General features: G+C 42.4%; 12 protein-coding genes and 2 rRNA genes. 8 read left to right on the top strand and 6 right to left on the bottom strand.

Annotation, left to right across the window (positions count from 1 at the left end):
• Positions 1-111 (top strand): 5S ribosomal RNA (gene rrf / locus AC1DCV_RS00005).
• Positions 112-293: 182 nt separating this feature from the next.
• Positions 294-405 (top strand): 5S ribosomal RNA (gene rrf / locus AC1DCV_RS00010).
• A gap of 127 nt (positions 406-532) precedes the next feature.
• On the opposite strand, the gene AC1DCV_RS00015 is transcribed toward rrf (AC1DCV_RS00010), so the two are convergent.
• The 3 genes from AC1DCV_RS00015 to AC1DCV_RS00025 all read right to left on the bottom strand — a co-directional run bounded on the left by AC1DCV_RS00015 (position 533) and on the right by AC1DCV_RS00025 (position 5,150).
• Positions 533-1,372 (bottom strand): hypothetical protein, encoded by an 840-nt coding sequence (locus AC1DCV_RS00015; protein ID WP_477021285.1) that lies wholly within the window; start codon positions 1,370-1,372, stop codon positions 533-535.
• A gap of 45 nt (positions 1,373-1,417) precedes the next feature.
• On the bottom strand, positions 1,418-2,521 hold the full coding sequence (locus AC1DCV_RS00020) for a LacI family DNA-binding transcriptional regulator (protein WP_477021286.1): 1,104 nt from the start codon (positions 2,519-2,521) through the stop codon (positions 1,418-1,420).
• Between the two features lie 64 nt (positions 2,522-2,585).
• Positions 2,586-5,150 (bottom strand): zinc-dependent metalloprotease, encoded by a 2,565-nt coding sequence (locus AC1DCV_RS00025; RefSeq protein WP_477021287.1) that lies wholly within the window; start codon positions 5,148-5,150, stop codon positions 2,586-2,588.
• Between the two features lie 747 nt (positions 5,151-5,897).
• On the opposite strand from AC1DCV_RS00025, the gene AC1DCV_RS00030 reads away from it, so the two are divergent.
• The 5 genes from AC1DCV_RS00030 (at position 5,898) to mnmE (ending at position 10,557) form a co-directional block, all read left to right on the top strand.
• Positions 5,898-6,749, top strand: coding sequence for a MotA/TolQ/ExbB proton channel family protein (locus AC1DCV_RS00030; RefSeq protein WP_133808392.1), 852 nt, complete (start codon positions 5,898-5,900; stop codon positions 6,747-6,749).
• A 69-nt stretch (positions 6,750-6,818) separates the two neighbouring features.
• Positions 6,819-7,478, top strand: coding sequence for an ExbD/TolR family protein (locus tag AC1DCV_RS00035; protein WP_441572823.1), 660 nt, complete (start codon positions 6,819-6,821; stop codon positions 7,476-7,478).
• Between the two features lie 64 nt (positions 7,479-7,542).
• On the top strand, positions 7,543-8,157 hold the full coding sequence (locus AC1DCV_RS00040; protein ID WP_477021288.1) for an ExbD/TolR family protein: 615 nt from the start codon (positions 7,543-7,545) through the stop codon (positions 8,155-8,157).
• 46 nt (positions 8,158-8,203) lie between these two features.
• On the top strand, positions 8,204-9,040 hold the full coding sequence (locus AC1DCV_RS00045; RefSeq protein WP_441572821.1) for an energy transducer TonB: 837 nt from the start codon (positions 8,204-8,206) through the stop codon (positions 9,038-9,040).
• A 134-nt stretch (positions 9,041-9,174) separates the two neighbouring features.
• Complete coding sequence (gene mnmE, locus AC1DCV_RS00050) at positions 9,175-10,557, top strand: tRNA uridine-5-carboxymethylaminomethyl(34) synthesis GTPase MnmE (protein WP_477021289.1); 1,383 nt, start codon at positions 9,175-9,177, stop codon at positions 10,555-10,557.
• Positions 10,558-10,753: 196 nt separating this feature from the next.
• Here the strand turns inward: mnmE and AC1DCV_RS00055 are convergent, their stop codons facing one another.
• From AC1DCV_RS00055 to AC1DCV_RS00065, 3 genes are all read right to left on the bottom strand, one after another.
• Positions 10,754-11,326 (bottom strand): hypothetical protein, encoded by a 573-nt coding sequence (locus tag AC1DCV_RS00055; protein ID WP_477021290.1) that lies wholly within the window; start codon positions 11,324-11,326, stop codon positions 10,754-10,756.
• Positions 11,327-11,337: 11 nt separating this feature from the next.
• Positions 11,338-12,126 carry an alpha/beta hydrolase gene (locus tag AC1DCV_RS00060; protein WP_477021291.1) on the bottom strand — a complete coding sequence of 263 codons (789 nt, stop codon included), beginning with the start codon at positions 12,124-12,126 and terminating at the stop codon, positions 11,338-11,340.
• Between the two features lie 156 nt (positions 12,127-12,282).
• Positions 12,283-13,428 carry a helix-turn-helix domain-containing protein gene (locus tag AC1DCV_RS00065; protein WP_477021292.1) on the bottom strand — a complete coding sequence of 382 codons (1,146 nt, stop codon included), beginning with the start codon at positions 13,426-13,428 and terminating at the stop codon, positions 12,283-12,285.
• A 1,102-nt stretch (positions 13,429-14,530) separates the two neighbouring features.
• Here AC1DCV_RS00065 and AC1DCV_RS00070 point away from each other — a divergent pair.
• Positions 14,531-17,875, top strand: coding sequence for a SusC/RagA family TonB-linked outer membrane protein (locus AC1DCV_RS00070; protein WP_477021293.1), 3,345 nt, complete (start codon positions 14,531-14,533; stop codon positions 17,873-17,875).
• The last annotated feature ends 5 nt before the right edge of the window (positions 17,876-17,880 follow it).

Raw genomic sequence — 17,880 nt, forward strand, 5'->3', positions numbered from 1 at the left:
ATGGTGGTTTTGCCGAGGGTGTTCACCTCTTCCCATTCCGAACAGAGAAGTTAAGCCCCTCATGGCCGATGGTACTGCACAACAATGCGGGAGAGTAGGTAGCTGCCATACTTATTAAGAGAAGCCTTAGTGTTTATGCACTAAGGCTTCTTTATTTTCATTTTTTTCCGCATAGAAAAGCTATCACCGGATCATTACTTTCAATGCTATTGAAAGTTTTTATTTGCGATTTTTTACAAGTTCGTTAGAACTTTCATAATATATTATTGCCCGCTAATACCGGCAAAAGATCTTATGGTGGTTTTGCCGAGGGTGTTCACCTCTTCCCATTCCGAACAGAGAAGTTAAGCCCCTCATGGCCGATGGTACTGCACAACAATGCGGGAGAGTAGGTAGCTGCCATACTTATTAAGAGAAGCCTTAGTGTTCTATACACTAAGGCTTTTTTATTTTATGTCATCTTCTGAAAAATTATTCTCTTCCAAAACCTATCTATCTCCGGAAAATCATCTACCTGGAATTACAAAGATTATTATCTCCGGTTATACCAACGTGCGATATCTACTGCTACTCCCATCGTAAAGGTTACCTGCTGGAAATATTGATTGATATTATCGTAGTTATTATTATTATTATTATCATTAAAAGAGCCATTATTTAAAGGAACAGAAAACTGAAGCTGTGACTGGAATTTCACATACCTATATCCTACACGCACAGTAAAGGCCGGCTCGTAAAAAGCGATTGGTTTATTATTGATCCGCATAAAATCCGCCTTACCAGCATTGTCACCTTCGAATGCTTTAACACCTAGCTGGCTGTCATAGAAGTTTACCATAGAAAAGCGGCTGCTGAAAATAGTTTCCACAACAGGATGTACAAATCCGATACTTGGCTGGATGAACACTTTGCTGAAACGGTTCTTTATCATATAGTCGTTCTCGTTACCACTGCTTCCTGAGTTACTATATTCACGGGTAATGGTTTTAAAGCCTCCGCCACCATAGCCTGCGTATACATCAAACACCATTTTTTTACTGGGTCCGAATGGTTTGAAAAATCCCACGGCACCTTCTACCAATCCACCACGGGTACGATTGGATACCAGGAGGTCATTATTATTGGAATTATTTTCATTAGCAGGATCTAAATAATTGAAACCATATAGATACTGCCCATTTGCCATAATGGCGATATTGTCGGTAATAGCAAAGGCACCCTGGAGATTGGTGGGAGTGACACTGCCTTTAAATTCATACCGTTCTTTTAAGAGAGGAGCATTTACCTGGTTAGGTACATAAATATGCCTGTTGCAGGAGGTGACAGCAAAGGCTGCTGAGCACAATATAGCTGCATAGATACGCGATTTCATACAGTTGTAGGTTTTATTGATATAGCTTATTGGTTTAACACTGCACTATGATGCAGTAGATTCCCGTTTTATTAATTCTACCGGAAAGATATAATTTTTAGTCACTTTTACTGTCTCTTCGTGATTGATCAGCTGTACAATTGTCTCCACTGCTTTTTGTCCCATATTATAGCCCGATTGCTCAATAGTGGTCAAAGAGGGAGAAATGATCCGGGAGGAGAGGTCATTGGAATAACCAACTACTTTGATTTGTTGTGGCACGGCAATATTCCTGTTTCTCGCTTCACGTATAAAAGCTACTGCGGAACTGTCATTGGCAGCAAACATACCATCTGGCATTTTTTGTGCATCAAATAATTGTTGCGCTGCTACCGTGGCAGAATCCATTGTCAGATCATGTATATATACGAGTTGTTCATCAAAAGGGATGTCGTACTGAGCCAAAGCTTCTTTGTAGCCAGAAAGTCGTTGTTGGTAAAGATTGCAGGTAAGCAATCCCGAAAAATGGGCAATACGCCTGCACCCTTGTTTAATCAGATGTTCAGTAGCCAGAAAGCCGCCTTTAAAATCGTCTCCCGTAATGGTATATCCCTGAAAATCGGTAGGTACGCGATCATAGAATACCAACGGGATATTGTTTTTAATAAACGGACTAAAATGGTCGAAATTGGTGGTAAACATGGAAGCTACTGCGAGCAGGCCATCTACACGGAGGGAATAGAAAGTATGTACCAGCTCTTTTTCCATCGCCACAGTTTCATCCGACTGGCCAATTACAATACTGAATCCGTATTTATGGGCTTCATGTTGAATACCACTTATCGCTGTACTCTGAAAATACATAGAGGTACGTGGTACGATCAGCCCGAGGATATTTGACCGTTTCTTGCGCAAACTGGAGGCGATCCAGTTGGGCACATACCCCATTTCTGTAGCAGCCAGCTGTACTTTTTCCCGCGTTTCCATGTTAATAAGTGGATTGTTTTGCAATGCACGTGAAACAGTAGATGCTGACAGGTTAAGCTTGCTAGCGATATCGTAAATCGTTATTTTGTTAGTCCGATCTTTCACTTTTTGAGGCTTCGTGAGTAAATAATGTAGCGATATTAAGCATTTTCCGGAAGAATTACCAGGCTTTAGGATATACATCAACGAAAGTACCCTTTCCGGTATAACCGGAAAGGGTACTCCTATTTTCGTGTATGCCTTATAGTTATTTGGGGTCCAATGCCTTACCAATACGGGCAATCAGGTCCTGTACATGGCTGCGGGTCATGGCATCTCCACCGGCCGCAGCTGCACGCAGTTCTGTTCTGAGTGCTATCAGTTGAGTGCGGCCAATGCTTGCAGCATCTGATTTAGATGGATTAGCAGGTGCATAGCCAAACATAGCTCCCATGGGATTAGCAGCAGGAGGTGTTACCAGTTCTGCCAGGTTATCCACATAAGAACGTTGCAGGTTCCTGCGGTACACATCAACTGGCTGATGTGCGTATATTTCTGAGAAGATGGATTTTTTCAGGTCGTTCAGCAACTCAGTAGGAGCATAAGCCTGTGTACCTAATGCGGCTTCACTGCTGATCAGTTTATTGATCGTATTGGTACTCATCAGTCTATCCAGCACTGGTTCCTGGCGGGAGTTGATCAGAGAAACGGCATCACCACCGAAGCGGCTCAGCAGGTCCTGGTTGATCAGCCATTTAGGCGTGGTAAACAGTTGTTTATTCAGGAATTGTACGGCTTCTTTCTGGGTAGCCTTTGGTACATATTCGTATACTGCACCAGGTTGTTCTACCGTTTTGGGTGTTTCGTAGATACCAGCCACATTTTTAACCACATGGCCCATGTAACGGCCGAATTGTCCGGCTATTTCTTTGTATAATTCAGCCAGGTTGCCATAGCCTTCATTCTCAACTTTAGTCCAGCTGAGTAGATTGGGCATAATATACTGCAGATTTTTAATACCGTAAGCACTTGCAATCATGGCATTATCGCCCAGATCTTCGTTTTGTGATCTTGGATCATCAGGATTAGATTCTGTACCAAACCAGAATTTCTTATCCTTCAGTTTTTCAACGGTCCATTTGTTCAGGATAGGAGTTTCTGCTTCCGGGGATTTTGCCTGTGGGAGCAGTTTGTAACCCCATTCAATCGCCCATTTATCGTAATAGTTGATACGTGGGTAAAGGTCGGCACCACTGATACCATCACCAGGTTGCGCAACGTAGTTGAAACGTGCGTAGTCCATGATAGAGGCAGCATGGCCATTTTTCTTAACCCATTCTTTATCACGTAATTTCTCAACAGGATAAGTAGAGCTGGATCCGAAGTTGTGGCGCAGCCCCAGGGTATGGCCTACTTCGTGAGAAGATACAAAGCGGATCAGTTCACCCATGAGTTCATCGCTGAACTGCATGCTGTGTGCACGTGGATCATTAGGAGCTGCTTGTACAAAGTACCAGTTGCGTAATAAACGCATTACGTTGTGGTACCAGTTGATATGGCTTTCTATGATTTCACCGGAGCGGGGATCGTGAATGTGAGGACCGCTTGCGTTAGGTACATCGGAAGGTTTGTAAACAATCGCAGAGAAGCGGGCATCTTCAATAGACCAGGTAGAATCTTCCTGTGGAGTAGGAGCCATTTTAGCGATGATCGCGTTTTTGAATCCGGCTTCTTCAAAGGCTTTCTGCCAGTCGTTAACGCCGAGGATCAGGTATTTACGCCATTTCTCAGGAGTAGCGGGATCAATGTAAAATACAATTGGTTTAACTGGTTCTACCAGTTCACCGCGTTTGTATTTTTCCATGTCTTCCGGCTTTGGTTCCAGGCGCCAGCGGGTAATCATCTGCAGTCTTTTTACGCCTTGCGGATCTGCATCAAAATCAGTTACGCTGGTAGTAAAGTAGCCTACACGCGGATCGAAGTAGCGTGGCTGCATTGGTACAGCAGGCAATAAAACCATGGAGCTGTTTAATTCTACCGTAGCATTACCACCTGGAGCAGGAGGCATGCCCGGACCGGCAGGACCACCGCTTTTGCTGTATGTTTTTACGGTTTTGATTTCTGTATTCAGCGGATAGGACTTTACATCGGAGATGTAAGATTTATCTGGTTGAACACCACCGAGTTTGAGCGCATTTTTTACTTGTCCGTCGAAGAACAGGATATCGTTATCACCGCTGATGAATTCAGTCAGATCGATGATGCTACCCTGATTGTTTTTAGACAGTGCTTTTACATCAAATGCAGCTACAATTGGTTGCAGGTTAGAATTCCTTACAGACGTGAACATCGGCTGTGTAGAATCTTTTGATACTTCGGAGTAGGAAATATTTTTCAGGAAGATGCGACTGTTAGGGCCTTTTTCAAAGCGGATCACATTTTCGTTGATGATATCTCCGCTGAATCCCAGCATCCCAGCGCGAAGGCTTGCAGCGGATTTGGATATTCTGTTTACCACGAGTACATCTCTGCCGAGGAGGGAATCAGGAATTTCGAAGAAGAAGCGGTCATCCAGCTTATAGATATTGAATAAACCGGAGTCAGATTTTGCTTTATCGGTGATGATTTCGGCAAAAGGTTTAGGGCCTTGTTTAGGTCCTGGTTTGATCATTGGTGGTTTTCCTGTGGAGTCTTTTGCTGGTGCAGGAGTAGTTGGTGCGGCGTTGCGGGAATGTTTTTTCCGTTGTGCTTCCGCAGGGTGAAAAACTGCAGTACCCAGACAGAGTGCGCCTGCCATGGCTATTATCAGTTTGTTGTGAAGTGGTTTGCTCATTGCGGTTTAAATAATTGGTTCTTGATTACTTGTTAAGTTTTTTTTAAAACCTTTGCAAGTAAGTATATTAAGTATTAACTTATGAGGAAAATCCATAAGCGCAGCAATGGCTGTAGGAATGGAAAAAAAGAGTCAAATTGAGAAGTAAATGTTAAAACAATAGTTGCGGGGGCAACTTTTTTTATGTAAGTATTTATTATTATAGCAAATAATAAATACATATGGGGGAGAAGGAAGGGAAGAAGTTGATGCCCGCTGTGCTATTGAATTTCGAGATAGGAGTACTGAAAATAATCGATGAAGTATTGCTAAATGCTATTAGCTTGGGCTGAAAGTGTTGACTGGCGCGGGAATAAATAAGTTATCAGAATTGTAAGATTTCTGTTGGAACATTTGAATTTTTTCTTAAATTGTGCGTCCAACTTTGAAAAAAATCAAACGATTTCAAGAATTGGGACAGTAACAATCAGTTGTGAAAACTGCAACATTGGTTTTTTCGCTTAATTAAGTGTTTGCTCTAAAAAAATGAGTGGTCTAAAAGCCCTGTGATGGGGCTTTTGCGTGTGAAAGTTAATTTTTGTGGGTTTTTTTGAGCTGCACTTGTTTTTTTGGACCAACCGTATAACTTTGCGAATCACTGATTAAAACAGTAAATTGAGTGCTGAGGGGCATTCCACAATAGGGTATCGTAATTAGTAACTTCTAACAAACAATAGTTTAATTTTTAACACTAAAATTTCAATCAACATGGCTGAGACTAAAACAACTGTGACTGCAGCTACAGCTAAGGCTTCTTCTCATCAACCTAAGTCATCCAACTTGTTCGCGACGTTGGCTGTGCCTATCTGCTTAGTGATAGGTTTTCTGTTTTACTTTTTTGTATTAGGTAACCCAGCTAACTTCCAGGGTAACAATCCTGAAGGGCATCCAGTTGATTCTGGTATCGGCAAATGGTTTGCTACTGTTTACAAAGGTGGTTTGATCGTACCGATCCTGATCTCCGTATTGCTGGTTTGTTTGACTTTCGTGATTGAGCGTTTTCTTTACCTGTCAAAAGCAAAAGGTAAATTCAGCGGTTCTGAGCTGGTACGTAAAGTACAGTATCACCTGGCTAACCGCAATATAGATGCAGCACTGGCTGAGTGTGACAAACAAAAAGGTTCTGTGGGTAACGTACTGAAAGCTGGTCTGAAAAAGTACAAAGAAATGGTTTCTAATACTGAGCTGGATACAGAGCAGAAGATTCTGACCATTAAAAATGAAATTGAAGAAACAACTGCATTGGAACTGCCAATGATGGAAAAGAACCTGGTGTTCTTGTCTACTATTGCTTCCGTAGCTACCCTGTTAGGTCTGTTCGGTACAGTATTGGGTATGATCCGTGCGTTCGCAGCGATGTCTTCCGGTGGTGCACCAGACTCTGCACAGCTGGCAGGTGGTATCTCTGAAGCATTGATCAACACTGCACTGGGTATCGGTACTTCTGCTGTTGCGATCGTAATGTACAACTACTTTACTACCAATATCGATAGCATCACTTACGCTATTGACGAATCTGGCTTTACTTTAACACAGAGCTTTGCTGCTAATCATAAATAATCTGAGATTATTTTGTGGAAAGTAAGCGGTTTTGAATCTATTTAAAGTAAACCATAAAACAGAGTAAAGATGCCTAAAGTTAAAATGCCAAGGAAAAGCACCGCCATTGACATGACAGCAATGTGTGATGTGGCTTTCCTGCTATTAACTTTCTTTATGCTGGCAACTAAGTTCAAACCGGATGAACCGGTAACAGTAGTTACCCCATCCTCTATAAACACTACCCTTTTGCCTGATTCTGATGTGTTGTTATTCACAGTAGATAAGGATGGTAGAGTGTTTTTCAGCATGGATGGCCAGCCTAAAAGAAGAAAGCTGATAGAAGATCTGAATACGCAGTATAAACTGGGCCTCACTGACAAAGAAATGAAGAACTTTGTTACAGGAGCCAGCGTAGGAGCACCTATCAAAGATCTGAAAGCTTACCTTGGCCTCACAGAGGATCAACGTAAAACTTCCGGTCTGGATAAAGGAATCCCTACAGATTCTGCCAGCGGTGAATTAGGAGCATGGATTGATTATGGTAATGCAGCTCAGGGTACAAACCTCAATAAAGTGAAGTATTGTATCAAGGCGGATAACCAGACACCCTATCCTAAGATCAAAGAAATTCTGGAAACTTTCAAGAGAAAGAAAATTCAGAAACTGAACCTGGTTACTAACCTGGAAGAAGCACCGAAAGGTACTGCTGCCTGGGAAGAACAACAGGCTGGTGGCAAAAAGAAGTAAACGACAGCAAATGCTTCCTGACCAGGAAGGCTGTTGATTTAAGAACTAAAAAAAATTGGCTACTATGGCAGAAATGGATACCAGTAGTAGTGGTGGGAAAGGGAAGAAACACGGTGGGACGAAATCCAAGAAACAGTCTACCCGTGTAGATATGACACCCATGGTGGATTTAGGTTTTCTGTTGATTACCTTCTTCATGCTTACCACTACCATGTCCAAGCCCAAAACAATGGACTTGATCATGCCAAAGGATACCGAAAATGAAAAGGACCAGAACAAAGTAAAAGAAAGTACGGCCCTGACCATTTTACTCGGAAAAGATAATCGTGTTTACTATTACGAAGGTTTGGCACAAGACCCTAATGCGTCTGCTAATCCTGACTTCTTCAAGGCAACAACTTTTGCCAACACAGGAGGAATCAGAGATGAGATCATTAAGAAAAGGGATGAAGTTGCCAAACTGAGAAATGCAAAAGGTGAACCAGAAGACGTTGTAGTGATTATAAAGGCTGATAATGACGCCAATTATAAGAATTTCGTTGATATCCTTGACGAAATGGCGATCAATAGAATTCAGCGTTACGCAACCGTAGACATCAGTGACCAGGATAAAAAATGGATACAGTCTACAGAAGCAGCTAACGGTGTATCTTCTACTCCAACGCCTCCAGCTAAATAGTTTTGTGGAATAATTATTTTTTTGCATCCATCATAAAACAACAACAATGGATTCTGCTAAAGTCTTAAAGTCCGATTTTCTCGATATCCTGTTTGACGGCAGGAATAAGGAATATGGGGCGTACGATTTGCGGAGACAGTATAATAAGCGTGTGCGGAATGCCATTTTAGGAACCGCGTCATTGTTTGTAATATTCTTTGCAACGTACATGATATCACAGTGGGTTAGAGCTGCTGAGGGAGATAACCTCAAGAAGCCGGTGATACAGGAAATTAAGATGGAAGATGTGAAGTTACCGGATGATCCGAAAACGCCACCTCCGCCACCTCCACCGCCTGCGCCACCGCCACCGGTAAAACCGTCAGTACAATTCACTCCTCCGGTTATTAAGAAAGATAACGAAGTACCACCGGATGAGGAACCTCCTAAACACGAGGACATCAAGGACAAAGCCATCAGTACTAAAACTGTAGAAGGTGATCCAAACGGTATCGATCCGGGATTACTGGAAGATAGTAAAGGTACCGGTGTAGTAACCGCTCCTGCTGCTCCTGCGAAAGAGGAAATCTTCACCTTCGTAGAACAACCTCCAACCTTCCCAGGTGGTGAGGAAGCACTGGCGAAGTACCTGAGCAAAAATATCCGTTACCCACGCGTTGCGCAGGAAAATGGTATCTCCGGTACAGTATTCGTTCAGTTCGTAGTAGACTCTGAAGGAAACATTAAAGACGTTAAAACAGTAGGTGCCGCAAAAGGTGGTGGCCTGGAAGAAGAAGCTGTTCGTGTGGTGAAAACCATGCCTAAATGGAAAGCTGGTAAGCAAAATGGCCGCCAGGTTTCTGTACAGTTCAACCTCCCTATCCGCTTTACTTTGCAGGAGTAGTACTGTATCAACATAATTTCAAAAGTCCCGTTTCAACATCGTTGGAACGGGACTTTTGATTTTTACAACCATGGATGGTAGCACTGATTATCGTAAATTTGTGCCCTTTGGGAATAATCATAAACTAAACAGGTATGCTGGGTAAACTAACAGGATTTGATGATACTATTGTGGCCGTAGCTACCGCGCCAGGCCTCGGCGCCATCGCAGTCATAAGACTAAGTGGCCCGGCTACCTACGCTATCTGTAATGGACTATTCCCCGCCAAAGACCTTACCCAACAGGCCAGTCATACCCTGCATTTCGGCAACATCGTATCAGAAGGCCGTGTTCTTGACGAAGTAGTCGTTAGTCTGTATAAAGGCCCCCGCTCTTATACCGGAGAAGATGTGATAGAAATATCCTGCCACGGATCTCCCTATATCCAACAACAAATCATTGACGCCACCATCAGATCCGGCGCCCGCCTGGCCAAACCAGGTGAGTTCACCCAACGGGCCTTCCTCAACGGTAAACTGGACCTTACCCAGGCGGAATCAGTAGCTGACCTTATCGCCAGCAACTCCGCCGCCTCCCACCAAACAGCTATGCAACAAATGCGTGGTGGCTTCTCTAAAGAATTACATGCCCTGCGTGAGCAATTAATCACCTTTTCAGCCCTTATAGAGCTCGAGTTGGACTTCAGCCAGGAAGACGTGGAGTTCGCCGATCGTACGGGCTTATATGCCCTTGTTTCAAATGCTACCGGCGTACTGCAACACCTGATAGACTCCTTTCGCATGGGAAACGTCATTAAAAACGGCGTAAATACCGCCATCGTTGGTAAACCCAACGCTGGTAAATCTACCCTGCTCAATACCCTCCTTAATGAAAACCGCGCCATCGTCAGCGATATTGCCGGCACCACCCGCGACACCATCGAAGAAATCCTCAACATTGACGGCATCCTCTTCCGCCTGATCGACACCGCCGGCATCCGCGAAAGTCGGGATACCATCGAAAGTATAGGTGTACAAAAAACGATGGAGAAGATCAAAGAAGCAGGTGTAGTTGTTTACCTGTTCGATGTAAACGAACTATCGGCAACGGATATACGTAATCAGATCAGCGCCTTCGAAACCGATAACATCAACTATCTCCTCGTAGGTAATAAAACTGATATCACCGGCGAAACAGCTATCCGTGCTAAATTCACGGACAGCCCCGATATCCTTTTTATCTCCGCAAAAAATCATGCGCATATCCAGGACCTCAAAGATGCACTCGTCCGCAAAGTAATAGCAGGTGAAGTGAATACGGAAGATACAATCATTACCAACGCACGGCATTATGCCGCATTGCAGGAAGTACTGAAATCATTGCAGGATGTGAAAGAAGGTATGGATAATGGATTGCCGGGAGATTTACTGGCGCTGGATATCAGGCTTTGTCTGCATTATTTGGGAGATATTACCGGAGAGGTGACGAATGAAGATAGACTGGATTATATTTTTAGTAAGTTTTGTATCGGGAAGTAGCATCGTTTCTTTTAGTTGACTTTTCAGACTGCCATGAAGACGGTCAAAGGACTTCGTGATAAATAGCTGATTCCCACCAGGCATTTTCCCCGAAGTCCTATGATAGAACTGATTCATACTTTTGGATCAATGAATCTCCAGTCAGGAATGCGTCCTCCCACGAATATTCATCGCCAAATGAGAGTAGCTATAATCTTCATCGCCTTCTATTCAATTTAACCCCCACTCCTAACTCCAGGTAACCAATATTACTAACCGTGCCCAGAGGATAATACCGGATAGGATAAAAAGGAAAATATAGTCGTGCATCGAATGTTCGCCTTTTGCCACCGAATGAAACATCATACATCAATCCATAATCCGGTACTATACTGTGTGTAGATGTAGTTATTTTATCTAACTCGGGATTGTCAAGTGTTTCGCTGAATGCAATGTATTTTATTCCACCCATTAGCAAGATAGTATGACGTGTTTGCCCTTTTGGACCGTATAAAGAATATCCTATACCCAACTTTTGAGCAAGGGTATAGTTGTAATTCGTTTTGATATATTTCTGTGGAAAATTCCTGAATAGCAGAAAGCTGAACATCGAATGGGAGGCGATAGAAAGTTTTGGGGTGAACTGATGAAAGGCCATGACAGACAGTGTTGGCTTTACCGTAATCCAGGTAATACCCAGGGCAGGTTTAATTTCCAGTAATGGAAGCGTATCCTGCGCCTGTACGCAGGTAGTAATAAAAAGAGAAATGCAAATAAGTATCAGACGCATAGGAGAGCGATTTATAATTGTTGAAAGTAGAAGGCTATTGCCTTTTTAATATTTGGAGTTTTGGAACCCAGGTGATCCAGGCCTTTGGCAAGATGGTATTGCTGGGCGAAGCCAGTGTAATATTGATTTAACACACGGTTAAACAGCGCTATGGGAGGCAGCATTATTTCTTCTTCCAGTTCACCTGCAGCCAAAAAAAATATACCAGAGGTAGTTTGATTGGCAGCGCGGTTTGCTCTCTCGTTTTTAAGAACGATCTGACCGCCCAGCCAAAACGAGGGACTAAGACAGAGGTAATTTCCAAATATCCCGGGATAATTTGTAAAGCAGTAAGCTACGCATAGTCCGCCGGCAGAATGTCCTATCATGCCCCTGTCTTTCCGGTTATCTGATGCGTGAAAATCCTGTTCCATTTTGGGAATCAACTCCTGCCGAATGAATTGAATGAATTTATCAGCTTCTCCTTTATGCCCTTTGTAGGATACGGGTAAATAGTCATCCAGGCGGTTATTGCCCCCACCTATACCAATGACCAGAATTTCTTCTTTATTTAGATCGGATGACTTTTTGTCGCATTCTAAAGCCACCAGGTCGAAGTCCGTTTTGGGATCAAGTACGTATAATGTTTTATAGGTCGTGGTTGGAGAGAAGTGTTTGGGGAGCGCAACTTTTATATTATAGGTGGCGCCATTGACCGATGAAGTAAGGTCAAATGTGCTGATGCGAGCACTTTCGAATTTTTCTTTCTTGCAGGCGGACACCAATAATAACAAACTGAAACATGTAATAAAAAGCTTCATAAAATGACTGAATTTATCTTTTAAGATAAAAAATGAAATAGGACTCGTACCAGACGAAAACCGCCACAAATGTGAGGAATGAGGCCATGGGAATCGCCCCACCAGCTATGATGACACCTTTTTTTGCGATAAACAATAAGAAAAGAGAGATTTTCCTCAGGAAGTGGGATGTTGATCCTTTAAATATGCAGATGGCTGCTGACCTGTGAATTTCCGGAAATTCCGATTGAAGGAAGACTTTGAATTAAAACCACATTCGAAAGCGATAGACAATAAGGTATAGCTCTTGCTTCCTGGAGCCGCAACCACTTTTTTAAATGCTTCCACCCGCAGAAAGTTGATATAATCGTAAAAACTCTGATCGAATTTTGAGTTGATAACCTGAGACAAAATGGCATCATGGACCTGCAGAAGCCGGGCTACTTCTCCCAATGTGAGTTCAGGATTCGTGTACAACCGCTCTTGGTCCATTAACTCGTTTAGTTGTTCCTGGATCTTTAATGCATCTACTTCTGTAAGGGAAGACCCTTTATATTTAATCCTGGCAGCGGGTACTTCAACTACTATTGGCTGACTGACTGCAATAGGTACAGGTTCCTCTTTTTCGGTTTCCATCCCAATAGAAGGGCCAGGGGATTTGAATATGGCTTTTTGGCGTACGCCAAAAAAACCGATGAAACATATAAACAAAGATGCGCTGAGGTAAATTGTTTGCGGCGTTTGATAGAATACCACAAATAACCAGATTATTCCCATCCCTCCGATCAGGTAACGGAGCCAGTTTAAACTGATCTTCTCCGTGTTGGAAAACTCCTCTTTCAGTTGCCGCTTAAATTTATATAGCAATATTGCCGATGCGGTGATGTAACTCACTCCTGATATAATAATGGTAATATTAGTGAAGATAGCCAGATAGCTAAAAGCTGGTAGTCCGTTATCGAATACCCGTATTTTTTCCTGTGGATGTAACAGGAGGAACGGCAACCAACAAATACTGATTAGTACCACCGGCAAAAAATGCAACAACCACATGGGGGCCGGCTTTTTTTTAGCCGTTAAATGTAAAATATAGAGATAGAGAAAGGGGCCATGGACAAGCGGAAAAACGCCACTCCACCCCAACAGGTAGGGAAATTGGTGATAATGCCCGGAGATAACGAAATAAAGATCCGCCAGGTGTAAAGTGGCAAATAATTGCCAGATGATTAAAATTTTGTCGGCAGTCGTCTTATCAGGCTTTCCGATTAGCAACAATAACAAATAGATAGATACAATGACACTTGAAAAGTACAGCCAACTCATTTTATTTATAGATAGGTTACAAATACAGCACGCACAAGGGCAGGTTGCAACGACGTATAACAAATATAGGTAAACTGAATTACAGCCATTACATTAAACTTCCTTAGTTAGGTGAATAGATAAACTGGATTAATGATTCTATTTTGATAAAAAACAATTCTATATTGACTTTTTTCTAAAAAAGTTGTTAAAAAATTGCGCGACTTGAAAAACTTTACATAGGTTTGAAAAAGAAGAAAAAGAGCATTTGGAGCAATGGGAAAAGCGATTCTTTTTTATTTTACTGATTGCTAAAACGTTTAATCAAAGACTGATTAGCATATTTCGTCCAACGCAAATCAACCTACAACAATTTAATTCAATCAGAATCAGCAATAATTTAAAGAACCAGATTTTCTTTAAACAGTCAACGAGAATTTCACTAAATAGCCAGACTTTTTTATCAATCACGTTGTTATTCGTAAGCATATGCGCGTTAAAATATCTCTATCATCAAGTAGCGTTGGTGAACGATAAGTGATGTCTTTCAAGCAAGACGCCTTTATCCCGTTATAATAATCAAGACAGCAAAACATTTTTTGTGCTAAGAAATAGCGCAATAGCTACTGCTTCTGCAAAAAGTATGAATCAAAAGAATGAGGACTGAACACACCAAACGGCGGCCATGTAATTCCAGCCATTATCAGCAACAAGGATTGAAACTGCGAGGAAGAATGAGTAATGGCCTTACAGGTTATAGTGCTGAAGCCTTGAACAAAGCCGAGTATCCTTTGTCATTTGGCGAGAGTGGTACATAAAGTACCATATACAATGTGTGTAACATTGCATATGGCGACTAATTACTGTCTTATAACCAACCAATAGTGGCCTTCCCGGGAAAACCGGCTTAGCCTGAATGCATAAAAAAATACTATCTCAACAAACGCTATCTACCGTCAGTATTATCAGCAGGGTGATCTGTTCGGTATTGTAAGTTTTTGACTATAGAAATTAGCAGTCTGGTGCTGATTTCTATAGCAGATGCAAATAGCCTGCAACATAGAAGATTCCCATTCGTGATACTATACCAAAATCAGTTCTATTCAATTATTAAAACTAAAAAATGATGAAGTCAACCAAGAAATGTCTTTTGCTTTTTATGCTCTTTTGCATAGGAAGCATGTTTGCTTATGGGCAGGGGAAAATGACAGTTACAGGTGTCATTAAGGATGGCACAGGCGCAGTTCTTGAAGGAGCTACAGTGGGCGAAAAAGGTACCGTCAACGGTGTATTGACCGGCAAACAGGGTACATTTACTATTAACGTAAAACCAGATGCAAAGCTGGTCATTTCTTTTATTGGATATGTAACACAGGAACTGTCAGCAACCTCTTCTATGCACATAACGTTGGTACCTAGTGTACGAACTACTGATGAGGTAGTGGTGACGGCACTTGGTATCAAAAAACAATCCAAAGCATTAGGATACGCAGTATCCAAAATAGATGCTGACAGGATTATGATTAGTGGTACCCCTTCCAATCCCTTACAGGCACTCTATGGTGCTGCACCCGGCGTACAGGTGGCTGCAACAGCAGCGGGCCCTACTGCCGGTATGAAAATCAACATTCGTAATGCAGTATCTTTTGACGAGAATTCCACCACACGTCCGCTGATTGTGGTAGATGGTGTGCCCATTCATGACCAGAATACCAAAATGGGTTTTGCCGCTACAGATCGTGACAACGGAACTGGTATTAACGATATCAACCCTGACGACATTGCTTCTATGGAAATTCTCAAAGGAGCGAAAGCATCTGTATTGTATGGTAGTGAAGGTGCTAATGGTGTGCTGTTGATTACTACCAAAAGTGGTACTAAAGGAACAGGGCTTGGAGTATCCGCTTCTTATACTACTTCATGGGACCGCGCAGCTTTCCTGCCTAAATTACAAAATGAATATGGTACAGGTTCCAGCCCCAGCAACCCCAGAAATGATGCGGATGGATATTATCTTGATGTGAACGGAAAAAGAGCGCTGGCAACTACATTGGGAGATGGTACCGGTGCCCAGGCATTTGGACCAAAATTTGACCCCAGCGTGAAGGTTTTATGGTGGGATGGCGTAGAAAGACCATGGCAGGCGCAAACCAAAAATATCTATAATGACCTTTACCAGACAGGGCATCAAAATACCACAAACGCGGCAATAAGTGGTGGAGGCGAACAGGGACAGTTCCGTTTCTCCTACACTAATTTAAGTATGACGCCGATCAGACCAGGTTCTCAGTATGATAAAAATACTTTTAGTCTTAGTGCGTCTGGTAAAATAAACGATAACATCACCCTTAAATATTCCGGTAACCTGTATCTTTCCAGGAACCTGAATGCTTCCAACCTGAGCACCATGAACGGAGAAGGTCAGCAGACAGAAATTGGAGCCTTCAGTGCTGATATTAATGTTGGTCTGTTAGAATCGCATCTGTTAACACCAGATGGCTATAACTACTTTGCCAGCCCAAGCMGTAGGAACTTAATATCCAATGGTAGAAAAGGGGTGGTTGGTTTCCTGTGGGATCAACTCTATAACAAATCTATTTTCTCAAGATTGCATACTATTCAGTCATTATCTGCTGATATAAAAATCAACAAAATATTTAGTGCTACGCTGATGGGTGGTATTGATTATAGCACAGAGCGGAATGAATATAAAGGCAGATTGCTGGACCCGCAGTTATTAGGCCCCACCAGTGGTATGATGTATAGTGATATGACTAATATATTTAGAAATACCTATGGTCAGGGTATGTTAAATTTCGATACTAAAATAAACAGTGATTTTGATTTATCCGGTTTTGTCGGAGGTGTGATCAGACAAAATTATACAGAAGGAAAAGGTGCATCTGTAAATGGTTACGGCCCTGGATTGATGGGTATTCCTAACTTCTTCTCGTTTACTAATTTGCCACTGGGCGTATCACCAACTTACCAGGCTATAAACGGACAGGATATATTGTATAGCTTATTGGGATCTGCACAGCTGGCATGGAGAAACCAGGTTTATATTGAAGTACAGGGTAGGCAAGACTGGTCTTCTATTTTACCTCCAGGCAATAACCATTATTTCTACCCAGGTATAAGTGCCGCCTGGATTTTAAGCGAAAGCTGGAAGTTGCCGGAAGTGTTTGATTACGCCAAAGTAAGGGCATCATGGGCAAATGTGGGACGTCCGGGACCACGCTATTTCAGTAACGTAAACTATGATGTTTCTCAAGTAGGTGGTGGATATGTGTTTACTCCTCCCGGCGATATTCCTCCAATGGATGGTAATGGCGTACCCAACTTAAAACCTGAGCGTAAACGTGAATTGGAAGTAGGCTTTGAAACTTATCTGTTGAAGAACAGAAGAATCGGTGTAGACTTCTCGTATTACAAATCTGATATCTACGACCAGATCATGGCAGTAGCTGCCCCTCCGGGAACAGGAGCTAAGAATCAGCGCATGAATGCTGGTGACGTGATGGCCAAAGGATGGGAACTGGCTATTAAAACAAAACCGGTTTTAGCCAAGGATTTTGAATGGGATTTGAATCTGATGTTTGCACACGGTAAAACTGTTGTAAAAAAACTGGATGGCAAACTGCAATCTCTTACCTTATGGAGTTCATTTGGTGCTGTAAATACAGTGGCTAATGTAGGCGAGGAGTATGGTCAGATTTACCTGACTAAGTCAACTTACACTTACAATAATCCTGATAAAGCAGATGATCCGGCTAACGGCAAAAAAGTAGTAAATGCTGCAGGATCTGCTTATGACTACAAAAGCACTGCAAAATTGATTGGTAAAACAATTCCTGATATATCAGGTGGCATCTTCAATTCCTTTTCCTACAAAAACTTCCGCCTGGTTGCAAATATCGACTACCAGTTTGGCGCTACGTTCTTGTCAGGATCAGAAACTTATATGATGGCTGCCGGTGCGTTGAATGAAACACTGAAATACAGAGATGCAGCACATGGTGGCGCGGCTTATTACTTAGATGCTAATTCCAAAAAAGTAGCTGGTAATAATCCCAATGGCGGACCTACCTTCCATGATGGTGTGATATTGGATGGCGTTAGCACTGATGGTAAAACAAATACAAAAGTAGTTTCTGCGGACAATTACTATTACGATTCATACTTCTCAAATGGTTTCTTCCCTGAAGACAGAATCTTTAAAAGCGACTATATAGCACTGCGTAACGTAGCCCTCGACTACAATCTGGGTCGGAAGATCGCTCAAAAAATCCGCATGAACAGTCTGACGGTATCTGTTTTTGCAAACAACGTGGCTTATCTTTATAAAGCGGCGCCAAATTCAGTACCGGAATCCACTAACGGAACCGGCTGGGGCGTAGGTTCCTATGGAACAACAGCATTACCTGCACAGCGTTCAATAGGTATTTCTATCAAAACTAAATTCTAAAAGCA

Source organism: Chitinophaga sp. 10T418, from assembly GCF_056394125.1.

Excerpts from the sequence above, each read along its gene's own strand:
- AC1DCV_RS00015 (WP_477021285.1), bottom strand. The coding sequence starts at position 1,372 with ATGAAATCGCGTATCTATGCAGCTATATTGTGCTCAGCAGCCTTTGCT.
- AC1DCV_RS00020 (WP_477021286.1), bottom strand. The coding sequence starts at position 2,521 with ATGTATATCCTAAAGCCTGGTAATTCTTCCGGAAAATGCTTAATATCG.
- AC1DCV_RS00025 (WP_477021287.1), bottom strand. The coding sequence starts at position 5,150 with ATGAGCAAACCACTTCACAACAAACTGATAATAGCCATGGCAGGCGCA.
- AC1DCV_RS00030 (WP_133808392.1), top strand. The coding sequence starts at position 5,898 with ATGGCTGAGACTAAAACAACTGTGACTGCAGCTACAGCTAAGGCTTCT.
- AC1DCV_RS00035 (WP_441572823.1), top strand. The coding sequence starts at position 6,819 with ATGCCTAAAGTTAAAATGCCAAGGAAAAGCACCGCCATTGACATGACA.
- AC1DCV_RS00040 (WP_477021288.1), top strand. The coding sequence starts at position 7,543 with ATGGCAGAAATGGATACCAGTAGTAGTGGTGGGAAAGGGAAGAAACAC.
- AC1DCV_RS00045 (WP_441572821.1), top strand. The coding sequence starts at position 8,204 with ATGGATTCTGCTAAAGTCTTAAAGTCCGATTTTCTCGATATCCTGTTT.
- mnmE (WP_477021289.1), top strand. The coding sequence starts at position 9,175 with ATGCTGGGTAAACTAACAGGATTTGATGATACTATTGTGGCCGTAGCT.
- AC1DCV_RS00055 (WP_477021290.1), bottom strand. The coding sequence starts at position 11,326 with ATGCGTCTGATACTTATTTGCATTTCTCTTTTTATTACTACCTGCGTA.
- AC1DCV_RS00060 (WP_477021291.1), bottom strand. The coding sequence starts at position 12,126 with ATGAAGCTTTTTATTACATGTTTCAGTTTGTTATTATTGGTGTCCGCC.
- AC1DCV_RS00065 (WP_477021292.1), bottom strand. The coding sequence starts at position 13,428 with ATGAGTTGGCTGTACTTTTCAAGTGTCATTGTATCTATCTATTTGTTA.